General features: G+C 66.5%; 11 protein-coding genes. 4 read left to right on the top strand and 7 right to left on the bottom strand.

The features are described 5' to 3' along the window. Together VGF12_RS23750 and VGF12_RS23755 are read left to right on the top strand one after the other, a co-directional pair. The coding region (locus VGF12_RS23750) for a hypothetical protein (RefSeq protein WP_331178519.1) at positions 1-1,303 on the top strand (1,303 nt) is incomplete at its 5' end. Further along, positions 1,300-1,977 (top strand): class I SAM-dependent methyltransferase, encoded by a 678-nt coding sequence (locus tag VGF12_RS23755; protein WP_331178520.1) that lies wholly within the window; start codon positions 1,300-1,302, stop codon positions 1,975-1,977. The genes VGF12_RS23750 and VGF12_RS23755, both read left to right, overlap by 4 nt. 31 nt (positions 1,978-2,008) lie before the next feature. Here the strand turns inward: VGF12_RS23755 and VGF12_RS23760 are convergent, their stop codons facing one another. Next, positions 2,009-4,510: a heparinase II/III domain-containing protein gene (locus VGF12_RS23760; protein ID WP_331178521.1), complete on the bottom strand. Its 2,502-nt coding sequence runs from the start codon at positions 4,508-4,510 to the stop codon at positions 2,009-2,011. A 193-nt stretch (positions 4,511-4,703) separates the two neighbouring features. Further along, a complete protein-coding gene (gene wecB, locus VGF12_RS23765) occupies positions 4,704-5,810 on the bottom strand; it encodes a non-hydrolyzing UDP-N-acetylglucosamine 2-epimerase (RefSeq protein WP_331178522.1) in 1,107 nt (368 codons plus the stop codon). 208 nt (positions 5,811-6,018) lie between these two features. On the opposite strand from wecB, the gene VGF12_RS23770 reads away from it, so the two are divergent. Both VGF12_RS23770 and VGF12_RS23775 read left to right on the top strand, forming a co-directional pair. After that, positions 6,019-7,026 carry an NAD-dependent epimerase gene (locus VGF12_RS23770; RefSeq protein ID WP_331178523.1) on the top strand — a complete coding sequence of 336 codons (1,008 nt, stop codon included), beginning with the start codon at positions 6,019-6,021 and terminating at the stop codon, positions 7,024-7,026. A 162-nt stretch (positions 7,027-7,188) separates the two neighbouring features. Continuing rightward, complete coding sequence (locus VGF12_RS23775) at positions 7,189-8,514, top strand: UDP-glucose/GDP-mannose dehydrogenase family protein (RefSeq protein WP_331178524.1); 1,326 nt, start codon at positions 7,189-7,191, stop codon at positions 8,512-8,514. 15 nt (positions 8,515-8,529) lie between these two features. Here VGF12_RS23775 and rfbC read toward each other — a convergent pair whose 3' ends face one another. The 5 genes from rfbC to VGF12_RS23800 all read right to left on the bottom strand — a co-directional run. Beyond that, the gene (rfbC, locus tag VGF12_RS23780) at positions 8,530-9,081 is read right to left on the bottom strand and encodes a dTDP-4-dehydrorhamnose 3,5-epimerase (protein ID WP_331178525.1); all 552 of its coding nucleotides are present in this window, start codon (positions 9,079-9,081) and stop codon (positions 8,530-8,532) included. An 84-nt stretch (positions 9,082-9,165) separates the two neighbouring features. Then, positions 9,166-10,059, bottom strand: coding sequence for a glucose-1-phosphate thymidylyltransferase RfbA (rfbA, locus tag VGF12_RS23785; protein WP_331178526.1), 894 nt, complete (start codon positions 10,057-10,059; stop codon positions 9,166-9,168). Positions 10,060-10,084: 25 nt separating this feature from the next. Further along, on the bottom strand, positions 10,085-10,966 hold the full coding sequence (gene rfbD / locus VGF12_RS23790; RefSeq protein ID WP_331178527.1) for a dTDP-4-dehydrorhamnose reductase: 882 nt from the start codon (positions 10,964-10,966) through the stop codon (positions 10,085-10,087). Further along, positions 10,963-12,021 (bottom strand): dTDP-glucose 4,6-dehydratase, encoded by a 1,059-nt coding sequence (gene rfbB / locus VGF12_RS23795; protein WP_331178528.1) that lies wholly within the window; start codon positions 12,019-12,021, stop codon positions 10,963-10,965. The genes rfbD and rfbB overlap by 4 nt, the downstream gene beginning before the upstream one ends. Beyond that, the coding region (locus VGF12_RS23800; protein WP_331178529.1) for a mannose-1-phosphate guanylyltransferase/mannose-6-phosphate isomerase at positions 12,018-12,788 on the bottom strand (771 nt) is incomplete at its 5' end. The genes rfbB and VGF12_RS23800, both read right to left, overlap by 4 nt.

A 12,788-nucleotide genomic window follows, 5' to 3' on the forward strand; every position in this document is an offset into this window, starting at 1 on the left:
GCTGCGCGAGGGCCGCGGCATGCAGGATGAGCTGATGGATCTGTCGCGCACGGAGCGCATGGATGCCCAGCAGCTGGAGGCCTGGCAGGTGGCGCGCCTGCGGGAGCGGCTCGTGCAGGCCGGCAGCGAAGTGCCGTATTACCGGGCACTGTTCTCCCGTTTGGGCTTCGAGCCGCGCGATTTCACATCGCTGCGGCAGATGGCTTCGCTGCCCATCCTGGAGAAGACCCAGGTCCAGGCCGCCGGCGAGGCTTTGTGTTCCGACGCACGTATCGGTCCGCGATTCCGCAGCACCAGCAGCGGCACCACGGGCAGCCATCTGGCAGGGTGGCGCGACCTGCACTCCATCGTGCGCGAGAACGCCTTCATCTGGCGGCAGTTGCAGTGGGCGGGCGTCCAACCCGGCGATCGGCGCGCCTGGCTGCGCGGCGACAAGATCGTGCCGGCCGACCAGCAGCAGGGCACGTTCTGGCGCCTGAACCGCGCGGACCGATTGCTGATGCTGTCGAGCTACCACCTGACGCCGGCGCGGGTGGACGAGTACGTCGAGGCGCTGGAGCGCTTCGATCCCGTGGCCATCCAGGCCTACCCTTCGGCCATGGCGTTCATCGCGGCCGTGCTGGCCGCGCAAGGCCGCCGCTATGGCCAGGGCTCGGGCAGCCCGCGCAGGCTGAAGGCCATCGTGACTTCGTCGGAGACCTTGCTGCCGGCCCAGCGCCAGCTGCTGGAGCGCGTGTTCGGCTGCCGCGTGTTCGACTGGTACGGCGCCTTCGAGCGGGTGGCGGCCATCGGCACCTGCGAGGAGGGCAACTATCACCTGCTCAGCGACTATGGCTATGTGGAGTGGCAGGGGGCCGAGGAGGGACAGGACCTGATCGGCACGGGGTTCGACAATCGAGCCATGCCCTTGCTGCGCTACCGACTCAACGACCGGGTGCTCATGGAGCCCGAGACTTGCGGCACTTGCCCGTGCGGCCGTGCCTTCCCGCGCGTGCGTGCAGTGCTGGGCCGTGGCCAGGATGTGCTGTACGGGTTCGATGGCCATCGCGTCTTCATGCCGGCCAATGTGTTCGACAACCTGCCCGGACTGGTGGCAGGCCAATGGCGCCAGAACAAGCCGGGCCACGCCGAGCTGTTGCTGCAGTTCCAGCAGGGCTGGAGCATTTCCACGGGTGACGTCGAGGCCGTGGCCCGCCGCTACACAGGGCCAGACATCGACATCGAGATCCGGTGCGTCGACCGCATCGAACGTACGGCGGCCGGCAAGCTGCCCGCGGTCGTGCACGAGTTCCCCGCCGCATGACGACGCTTCTGCGTCGGATTTGGGTGAGCGCCACCCGCCTCGGGGCACGTCGCAGCGCACAGACGCTGTTGAGCATGGCCGAGGATGCGCTCTTCGACCTGAGGCTCGGGACGGACACGACCGCGGCGGTGCCGCAAAGCCAACTGCAGGTGCTGAGCCCCGACAAGCAGGGAGATGCCAAGCCTTATGTGATGACGCGCGCCCGGGCCCTGCGTCATGCCTTCAAGCGCTGCCCGGCACCACGCGAGCTGCGATTCAACGACATAGGTTGTGGCAAGGGCAAGGTGGTGATCACCGCCGCGCTGGAGGGGTTCCGGAACGTGCGCGGACTGGACTTCGCGCCGGAACTCGTGGAGGCGGCCGAGCGCAATCTGGCGCTGGTGCGCGAACGGCTGCCGGCAGGCAGTCAGGTGCGTGTGGAGTGTGCCGACGTGACGCAGGCCGAGTTCGGTCCCAGCGACTGCGTATTCTTCCTGTACAACCCGTTCGCGGCCGACGTGATGCGCGGCTTCAGTGAACACTTGGCGGAGTCGCTTCGACAGCATCCGCGCAAGATCTGGGTGATCTACGCCGATCCGGCCTTCCTGTACACGATGCTGGCGCACCTGCCTGTGCATGAGACGGCGCGAAGCGCCTATGGGGGCTTCACCTTCGTGCAGCTCGAGACGGGCTGATGAGGCCCGTCTCCCCTCTTGGCTGACGCGCCTATTGCGGCAGCGCGACCAGGCGCTTGTCGAACTGGACGGCCTTGCCGCCAGCCACGCTGACGACCACCTGCGTGCCTGCGCGCTGAACCTGGACTGGCACGTTGCGGCAGCTGTCTCGCAGCACGGTGAGATGGGCGAACTCTGCGGTGCGTGCCAGGACCGTGAAGCGGCCATGCGACTGGGCCGGCTGAGCCGTCTCGGGTGCAACATCCCAGGCGGTGGTCTGGCTGAACGAGGTCGTGGGGCCGTATCGGTCCAGGCAGACCGATGCCGCCCCATTGACCGCGCGCACGTTGGCGGCATCGGCCACGAAGGCGTTGGGCGAGTGGAAGTTCAGCTCCCACTGGCGAGCCGTCGCGCTGGTGGCCCAGTCGTAGACCAGGGTGACTCCGTTGGCCTTGTCCACCACGACGCTGCGCACGGCATTGGTCAGCGCGGGCACCCAGGTGCCATAGGTCGGATGCACGCCGCGATAGGCGAGCGTGGCGTCGCCCGTGACAGCGGCGTACGTGCCCTGCGTCTTTGCGAGGATCAGCGAGCCACTGGAGTCCATGCTGTGGAAGGGGTCCGTGGGTTTGGCCGCGCCGGCCGAACTCTCGCTCTGGCCGAAACCGCCGTCGTAGGTGAGCGAGTTGGCGTAGCGTGTGGCGCGAGTGCTCTTGTGGTGCGGGCTGTTGTAGTACGGGTAGTAGCCTGCATTGATGAGCAGCGGCAGGCCTTGCGAGACATAGGCCACCGAGTTCTGGTCGGCGTGCGAGTGGTTGTACGCACCGAAGCGGCTGGAGCGGAAGAACACCGAGGTGCGGTCGCTTCGCCTGATGTCGGTGTGCATGGCAGCCAGGCCGGTGTCCGTCGAGAACCAGTCGTTGGCCGTCGGCGCCACGGGAGCGGGCAGAGCCCGCGCGTCGGCACCCAGCAGCAGCAGGTCCCAGACACTGGCGTCATCCGGCTTGGTCATGTTGGCGGCACGCGCCTGCAGGTACCAGCTGTCGCGAGGATCGCGGGACTGACGTGCATGCATGCGCATGTACGCCGGGCTGTAGACGTTGTACAGGTCTCGCGTCTCCATCTCGTCGCCGAAGGCGCTGGGTTGGAGCCAGGCCGGTGCCGTGAACGCCATGAGCTGCTCGCCGGCCCGCTTGAACGTCGCCAGCTGGTAGAGGTTCACGCCGGAAATGACGCGTACCGCGGCGGCGTAGGGCACCGTGCCGGTGAAGTTGTACCAGGCGTAGGCGATGCCATTGCCGAAGCTGCCATCGGCGCCCCAGATTTCGAGGTTGTAGAGGCTGAGATCCCAGTAACGCGCCAGCATGCTGGGCGCCTCGGGGAAGTCCGCGGCGCCGATCACCAGCATCAGGGTCTGGGTGACGTAGCGCAGGTTGGTCTGGCCGTGCGAGTCGAACGGTTCCTTGTTGAGCAGTTGCAGCGATGCCGTCGTCTGCAGCACCCGGGTGCGCAGGGCGGTCACGATGCGGGTTCGCTCAGCGGCCGTGAAGTCGTTCCAGAACAGGTCCAGGCCTTCCGCCAGCACCAGGTAGATCTCACGGTTGGACTGGTCTGAATTCGTTTCGCTCGTCTGGCCGGTCGGATTCCAGCCCGCGAGGTTCAGCACGCGGGCCTTGGCCTGCGCGAGCATGGTGGCATTGCCATCAAGACGGCCTACCAGTGCCAGGTTCTCGATGTTGAAGCGCTCGCCACGCGTGGTCTGCACGAGATTGCGAGTGGCTTGGACCTGGGCCAGGTTCGCTGTGCCCACGGTCGAGCCGCTGCCATCGGGGTTGGCGGGGATGGCCTGGGTGAGGGCCCAGTTGGCCCGGCCGCGGACCAGGGCCAGGGCGGGAAGGTTCTCCGCCAGCAGGGCCGTGCTGCGCAAGGAGGAGTAGCTGGCGCCGGACGCCAGCATGCGCGGACGCGCGCGCGCGATCACCTGGGTAGCGATGGTGGCGCCGTCTGGCATCTCGCTCATCGTGAGTGCGGCGGTGGTCTCGGTACTCGCCGTGGCGGACAGGGCGGACACGGTGGCACGTGCCGCGACGGCTGCGATCGTGAAGCGGCGCCAACTGGTGGTGACCAGGGCGCCCTTGGTGTTGATGTAATTGACCGCCCACTCGTAGTCGCCGGCTGCCAGTTGCTGAGTGATGCGCAGCCGGGGCTCGGCGATGCCGGAGAGGCTGTACACGATGCTGCCGCCGGCGCGGCGCACACTCAGGCCGTATGTGGCGCTGGAAAGGCGGTCACGGGCTTCCGCCCAGGAGAACAGCGGCGTGCTGGAAAGTACGCTGCAATCGTCCGGCTCGATGAGCCGCTGGTGCGTCGGCATGTTCGACAGCCAGTCGGCCGGCAAGGTGGTGCAGGTCGCGGCGCCGGCGGACGAGGGCTCGCGGCGCAGCTGCTCCTCGATGTCGGCCGTGCCGCGCTGCTGGGGCTGTTGGCAGGCGGTGAGCGACAGCGCCGCGGCAAGCACGCAGCAAGACAGGGGGATTAGGCGAACGGCCAGCATTCTCGGAACTCCAGAGCGATCTGCGCGAAAAAGCTGACGCAGGTCGTTGCGGCCATTTTTGTTCAACTCCACTGGAAATGGGGCGCGCTGGAGGGTAACCATCGGTGATCGGGTGACCGAATCCACACCTGACCCCTGCTGACATCCGGCTGTCTTGCGGTGAAGCGTCGAAGGACGCCGGTGTCTGGCCTGGTTAGGCGTCCAGCTTTTCCACCAGCACCGCCACGATGCGCTCGGCCGATTTGCCATCCCACAGAGCGGGACGGCGGCCCTTCTTGCCGTTGCCGGCGATGGCCTGCAGAGCGTGGTGGATCACGTTGTCGGGATCGGTGCCGGCGAGCACGTTGCTGCCTTCGTCCACGGTGACGGGACGCTCGGTGTTTTCGCGGATCGTGACGCAGGGCACGCCCAGGGCCGTGGTTTCCTCCTGCAGGCCGCCGCTGTCGGTCAGCACGACGACGGCGTCCTTCCACAGATGCAGGAAGCTCATGTAGGCCTGCGGGCCCATCAAAGTCACGTTGGGTCCGAGGTCGATGTCGAACTTCTCGATGTTGGCGCGCGTGCGCGGGTGCACCGGGAAGACCAGCGGCAGTTCCTGGCCGACGCGGCGCAGCACGGTCGCCACCTTCTCGAGTGCCTCGGCGCTGTCGACGTTGCTCGGGCGGTGCAGCGTGACGACCGCATAACGGGAGTGCTGGCGCTTGAAGGCGTCGCTCTCCAGGCCGGAGGTGTCCTGGGTCGCGAGCTTGTCGGCCTGATAGAGCACGTTGTCCACCATGACGTGGCCGACGTCCCAGACCTTGCTCATGTCCTTGCCCTCACGCTGGAGGTGGTTGTAACCACTGGGTTCGGTGACGAAGAACCAGTCCGTGATGGCATCGGTCACGAGGCGGTTGATTTCCTCTGGCATGGCCATGTCGCCGCTGCGCAGGCCAGCCTCCACATGGATGACGGGCACGCCGGCCTTCTTGGCGACGATGGAGCAGGCGAGGGTGGAATTGACGTCGCCGACCACGAGGCAGGCCTGCGGCTTCTCGGCGGCGATCAGCTGTTCATAGGCCAGCATGATCTTGCCCGTCTGCTCGGCATGGCTGCCACCGCCGCAGCCCAGCCGCACGTCCGGCGCGGGAATGCCCAGCTCTTCGAAGAAGACGTCGTTCATGTCCCGGTCGTAGTGCTGGCCGGTGTGCACGATCTTCCAGTCCAGGCGGCCGTTGCTGCGCAAGGCCCGCACGATGGGCGCAATCTTCATGAAGTTCGGACGCGCGCCGGCAATCAGGTGGATGCAGGGTTTGGACATGGCGAGGGGCCTGGGCTCAAGTTGGGGCGGGATTCTAGGAGGGGGATCTTGTTGCCGCGAGGCTCATTCGGGGGGCAGGCCTGGGTCCTGCACCACGAGCTGCACGCCATCGCGCATTCGGGTGGCGCCAGGGGCTGATCCCGGCGGGCCGCTGAGCCAGAATATCGGCCGGCCTTGTCCTGTTCCTCTTTCTTCCTGGGTGGATCGCTTGAAAATTCTCGTCACCGGCGCCGCCGGCTTCATCGGCATGCACGTCAGCCAGATCCTGCTGGCCCGGGGCGACCAGGTCGTGGGCCTGGACAACCTGAATGACTATTACAGCCCGCAACTCAAGCATGATCGCCTGGCTCGTCTGACGCCCAACCCGGGCTTCAGCTTTGTGCACATGGACGTGGCCGACCGTGACGGCATGGCCAGGCTGTTCGCCGAACAGCGCTTCGACCGTGTTGTCCACCTGGCCGCCCAGGCCGGGGTGCGCTATTCCATCGAGAACCCGCACGCCTATATCGACAGCAACATCGTCGGCTTCACCAACATCCTGGAAGGCTGCCGGCACAACGGCGTGCAGCACCTGGCCTACGCATCGAGCTCCAGCGTCTATGGCGGCAACACGCTGATGCCGTTCTCCGAGCATCACAGCGTCGATCACCCCATCAGCCTCTACGCCGCGACGAAGAAGGCCAACGAGCTGATGGCCCACACGTATTCGCACCTGTTCGGCCTGCCGACGACGGGCCTGCGCTTCTTCACCGTTTATGGCCCTTGGGGCCGGCCGGACATGGCCCTGTTCCTGTTCACCAAGGCCATCATCGAAGGGCGGCCCATCAATGTGTTCAACCACGGGCAGATGATTCGCGACTTCACCTACATCGACGACATCGCCGAAGGCGTGGTGCGCGTTCTGGACCGCACCGCGACGGCCGACCCCGGCTACGACCCTGCCCAGGCCGACCCCGCCCGGTCGAGCGCGCCCTATAGGGTCTTCAACATCGGCAACCACGCGCCCATCCAGCTGATGAGCTTCATCGATGCCATCGAGCAGGCCGTGGGCCGCGAGGCCGTGAAGAACTTCATGCCCATGCAGGATGGCGACGTGCCGGCCACGCACGCCGACGTGGAGGAGCTTGCCGAGTGGACGGGTTTCCGCCCGGCGATGCCGGTGCCTGAGGGCGTCCAGCGCTTCGTGGCCTGGTATCGGGACTACTACAAGGTCTGACCAGAACCGCAGCCGAACGAGCTGTCGACAAGAGCCGCCCCGGTACCGGCCGCGGGCGGCTTTTTCATGACTTTTTTTTGAAGCTGGCGGCCGTCCCCGGCTTCAACGCGCCTGTCATGTGCGGTCATTAAAAAGCCGTTACCTCACTGAACGAGACACGGCATGAAAGTCACCGCCATCGGCACCGGTTACGTGGGTCTGGTTACCGGCGCGTGCCTGGCCGAGATGGGCAACCACGTCGTCTGCCTGGACGTGGATCCCGAGAAGATCCGCATCCTGAACGAGGGCGAGATCCCGATCCACGAGCCGGGCTTGAAGGAGGTGGTGCGTCGCAACGTCGCGGCTGGCCGCCTGCAGTTCACCACGGACGTGGATCATGCCGTGCAGCATGGCACGCTGCTCTTCGTCGGCGTCGGCACACCACCCGACGAGGACGGCTCGGCGGACCTGCAGTACGTCGTCGCGGCGGCCCGGGCGATTGGCCGGCGCATGACGGACTACAAGGTTGTCGTCGACAAGAGCACGGTACCCGTCGGCACGGCGGACCGGGTGCGCGCGGCGATCCAGGAGGAGCTGGACGCGCGCGGGCGCGGCGACATGCCGTTCGCGGTGGTCTCGAACCCGGAGTTCTTGAAGGAGGGCGCCGCGGTCGAGGATTTCATGAAACCGGACCGCATCATCGTCGGCTCGGACGACGAGCAGGCCACGCTGCTGATGCGTGCCATCTACTCGCCCTTCAATCGTGCCCAGGACCGCATGCTAGTCATGGACGTGCGCAGCGCCGAGTTCACGAAGTACGCCGCCAACGCGATGCTGGCCACGCGCATCAGCTTCATGAACGAGCTGGCCCTGCTGGCGGAGAAGGTGGGTGCGGACATCGAGCTGGTGCGCCGCGGTATCGGCTCCGATCCGCGCATCGGCTACCAGTTCCTCTACGCCGGCGCCGGCTATGGCGGCTCCTGCTTCCCGAAGGACGTCAAGGCGCTGGTGAAGACGGCCGCCGACCTGGGGCTGCCGCTGAAGGTGTTGACGGCCGTGGAGGCCGCCAACGAGCGTCAGAAGCGCGTGCTGGTCGACAAGGTGGTGGAGCGTTTTGGCGAGGACCTGACGGGACGCCGCTTTGCCGTCTGGGGGCTGGCCTTCAAGCCCGACACCGACGACATGCGTGAGGCACCGTCCCTCGTCGTGCTCGACGAGTTGACCCGGCGCGGTGCAACGGTGCTGGCCTATGACCCGGTATCCATGCCCGAGGCGGCGCGCATGCTCGGACCGCGCGACGATGTGCGCTTGGTCAAGCGCGCCGAGGCCGCGATCGAGGGGGCCGACGCGCTGCTGGTGTTGACCGAGTGGAAGGAGTTCCGCACTCCGGACTTCGACGCGATCAAGGCTTCGATGAAGTCGCCGGTCGTCCTGGATGGGCGCAATCTCTACGACCCCAAGCTGATGAAGACGCTGGGCATCGCCTACAGCGGCATTGGCCGTGGTTGACGAGGGCCTGGAGCCTCAGTCGAAGGTCTTGGCGCCGGCCAGCAGGGGCGCTGCCTCGTCTTTGGCAGACAGTATCGGTGTGATGCCCTCAAGCGGCCAGGCGATGCCCACGGCCGGATCGTTCCAGCGCACGGCGCCTTCGCATTCAGGCGCATAGCGGCCGCTGGTCTTGTAGAGAAAGTCCGCCGTCTCGCTCAACACCAAGAAACCGTGCGCGAAGCCCGGCGGGATCCACATCTGGCGCTGGTTGTCAGCCGAAAGCTCGTGCCCGACCCAGCGACCGAAGTTGGGACTGGAGCGGCGCAGATCGACAGCGACGTCGAACACCGCGCCATTGACGCAGCGCACCAGCTTGCCTTGGGGCTGCGGGTCGAGCTGGTAGTGCAGGCCGCGCAGCACGCCGCGCGAAGAACGCGAATGGTTGTCCTGCACGAAGTGCACTTCGCAGCCGAGCAGCTCGTTGAAGCGTGCCTCGTTCCAGCTCTCCATGAAGAAGCCGCGCGAGTCGCCGAAGACCTTGGGCTCGATCAGCAGGACTTCGGGCAGCGCGGTGGGAATGGCCTTCATCAACGGCCTGACCGGCCGCCCGCAGGGCCCTGGGTGCCGTTACGGGCGGCAGAGAACGAAGTGAGCAAGGGGGTGATCATTTCTTCAGAAAACGCGTTCGGTCAGCAGCCTGAGCAGGTACTGCCCATAGCCGTTCTTGGCCAAGGGCCGGGCCAGTGCCTCCAGCTGGCCGGCATCGATCCAGCCGGCTCGGTAGGCGATTTCCTCCGGGCAGGCGACCTTCAGGCCCTGGCGCTTCTCGAGCGTGGCGATGAACTGACCAGCTTCCATCAGGCTGTCGTGGGTGCCGGTGTCAAGCCAGGCGTAGCCCCGGCCCATGATTTCGACGTTGAGCTGGCCTTGGCGCAGGTAGTGGGCGTTGACGTCGGTGATCTCGAGCTCGCCGCGTGCGCTGGGCTTGATGCCTGCGGCAATGTCGCAGACCTGCTCGTCGTAGAAGTAGAGGCCCGTGACCGCGTAGTTGCTCTTGGGGGCTTTCGGCTTCTCTTCGATCGACTGAGCGCGTCGTGTGGCGTCGAACTCGACGACGCCGTAGCGCTCGGGATCCGTCACGTGATAGGCGAAGACGCTGGCGCCGGTGTCGCGTGCCGTGGCGTGGTCCAGCAGGCCTGCGAAGTCATGGCCGTAGAAAATGTTGTCGCCCAGCACCAGGGCACTGGGGTGGCCGCCGACGAAGTCGCGGCCGAGGATGAAGGCCTGGGCCAGGCCGTCAGGGCTGGGCTGCACGCAATAGCTGATGTTCAGGCCCCAACGGGAGCCATCGCCCAGCAGAGCCTCGAAGCGCGGCGTGTCCTGCGGCGTGCTGATCAGCAAGATGTCACGTATGCCCGCGAGCATCAGCGTGCTCAGCGGGTAATAGACCATGGGCTTGTCGTAAACCGGCAGCAACTGCTTGCTGACGGCCAGCGTGGCCGGGTGCAGGCGCGTGCCTGAGCCACCGGCCAGGATGATGCCCTTGCGGGTCTTGTGGGTGCTCATGCGCGGGTCTCCGGCAGGATGTCGCTCAAAGAATCTCATTCAACATGCGCTCGACCCCTTGTTGCCAGGGCGGCAGGTGAAGGCCGAAGCGCTGCTGAAGCTTGTCCGTGGCCAGGCGCGAGTTCAGTGGGCGCCTGGCGGGCGTCGGGTAGTCGCTGGTCGGGATGGCAAGGATCTGGTCCGGCGCGACCCGGATGTTCACGCCGCGGGCGCGAGCGAACTCGATGACGAATCGTGCGTACTCATGCCAGCTTGTCGCGCCGCCGGCCACGGCGTGATAGGTGCCGATCAGGGCGGGGTTCACGCGCGCGGCGCGCAGCATGGGCACGGTCAGATCAGCCAGCAGGTCGGCCCCCGTCGGCGCGCCGATCTGGTCGGCGATGACCTTGAGCTGGTCGCGTTCCTGGCCGAGGCGCAGCATGGTCTTGGCGAAGTTGCCGCCGCGTGCCGCAAACACCCAGCTGGTGCGCAGGATGAGGTGCTGGCAGCCGCTGGCGCGGATGGCGTCCTCGCCCTCGGCCTTGGTGGCACCGTAGACACTCAGCGGGCCGATGGCAGCTTCCTCGTTGCGGGCATGACTGCCGCTGCCGTCGAAGACATAGTCGGTGGAGTAGTGCACCAGCAGGGCGCCGGTGCGCTTGGCCTCGATGGCCAGCAGCGCCGGTGCCTTCGCATTGATCTGGCGGGCAAGTTCGGGCTCGCTTTCGGCCTTGTCGACGGCCGTATGGGCTGCCGCATTGACGATGACCTGCGGCGCGACGGCCTGGACCTTGGCCAGCAGGGCGTCTGGCTGGGTAAAGTCGGCGCCGTCATCGAAGTCCAGTGCGACGACTTCACCGGCCACGGCCAGCGAGCGCTGCAGCTCCCAGCCGACCTGGCCGCCCTTGCCGAGCAATAGGATTCTCATGAACCGTAATGTTGGCTGACCCAGTCCCGGTAGGCGCCGCTCTGCACGCGGGCGACCCAGTCAGGATGGTCCAGGTACCACTGCACGGTCTTGCGGATGCCGGTCTCGAAGGTCTCGGCGGGGCGCCAGCCCAGCTCGCGCTCGATCTTGCGGGCGTCGATGGCGTAGCGACGGTCGTGGCCGGGGCGGTCCTGCACGTAGGTGATGAGGCGTGCATAGGGGCCGTCGGCCGAGGGCTTGAGTTCGTCCAGCAGCGCGCAGACCGTCTTGACGATGTCGATGTTGGCCTGTTCGTTCCAGCCACCGATGTTGTAGGTCTCGCCCGGCGTACCGTCGGCCAGCACGGCGCGAATGCCGCTGCAGTGGTCGGTGACGTAGAGCCAGTCACGGATCTGCTGTCCGTCGCCGTAGACCGGCAGCGGCTTGCCCGCCAGCGCGTTGACGATCATCAGCGGGATCAGCTTCTCGGGGAAGTGGTAGGGGCCGTAGTTGTTCGAGCAGTTGGTCGTGACGACGGGCAGGCCGTAGGTGTGATGCCAGGCGCGCACGAGGTGGTCGCTGGCCGCTTTGCTGGCCGAGTAGGGGCTGTTGGGCTCGTAAGGGTTGGTCTCGGCGAAGGGCGGGTCGCTGGGTTTGAGCGAGCCGTAGACCTCGTCGGTCGAGACGTGATGGAAGCGGAAGGCCTGTTTGGCATCGGCTTCCAGCCCGTTCCAGTAGGCGCGGGCCGCCTCCAGCAGCGTGAACGTGCCTTCCACATTCGTCTTCACGAAGGCGCCGGGGCCGTGAATGGACCGGTCCACGTGGCTCTCGGCGGCGAAGTGCACGATGGCGCGCGGCCTGTGAGCAGCCAGCAGTTGATCGACCAACGCGCGGTCGCAGATGTCGCCCTTGACGAAGACATGGCGTGTGTCGCCGTTGAGGGCCGCCAGGTTCTCCGGGTTGCCGGCATAGGTCAGCGCGTCGAGATTGACGACGGGTTCGTCGGACTGGCGCAGCCAATCCAGCACGAAGTTGCTGCCGATGAAGCCGGCGCCGCCGGTGACAAGGATGCTCATGTTCTGCCGTAGGTGTCTTCGAAGCGGACGATGTCGTCCTCGCCGAGGTAGGAGCCGGACTGCACCTCGATGATCTCCAGCGGCACCTTGCCCGGATTGGCCAGGCGGTGGATCTGGCCGAGGGGGATGTAGGTGGACTGGTTCTCGGTCAGCATGATGGTCTTGTCGCCGTTGACGATCTCGGCCGTGCCGCTGACGACGATCCAGTGTTCCGCGCGGTGATGGTGCATCTGCAGGCTCAGGGACGCGCCCGGCTTGACCATGATGCGCTTGACCTGGAAGCGCTCGCCCGAGTCGATGCTGTCGTACCAGCCCCAGGGACGGTGCACCTTGCGATGCAGAGAGTGCTCGCCACGGTGCTGGGCACCCAGGCGGTTGACGATCTGCTTGACCTCCTGGCTGCGTGCGCGGTCGCTCACCAGCACGGCGTCGGCCGTCTCGACGATGACGACATCCTTCAGTCCCACGACGCCTACCAGGCGGCTGGTGGCATGCACCAGGGTGTTCTGGCTGTCGGCGATCAGCGCATCGCCGACGAACGTGTTGCCGTGCTCATCCTTGTCGGCCACCTGCCAGACGGCTTCCCAGGCCCCGAGGTCGTTCCAGCCGGCATCCAGCGGCACCATGCGCAGCGGGATGTCGCCCCCGGCGCAGCGCTCCATGACGGCGTAGTCGACGGATTCGGCGGGCACGGCAGCGAACTCGGCCTTGCCCGGACGGATGAACTTGGCGTCGGTCTGGCGCTGCGCCCAGGCAGCACGCGTGGC

It is taken from the genome of Roseateles sp., assembly GCF_036404855.1.
GTDB lineage: Bacteria > Pseudomonadota > Gammaproteobacteria > Burkholderiales > Burkholderiaceae_C > Pelomonas.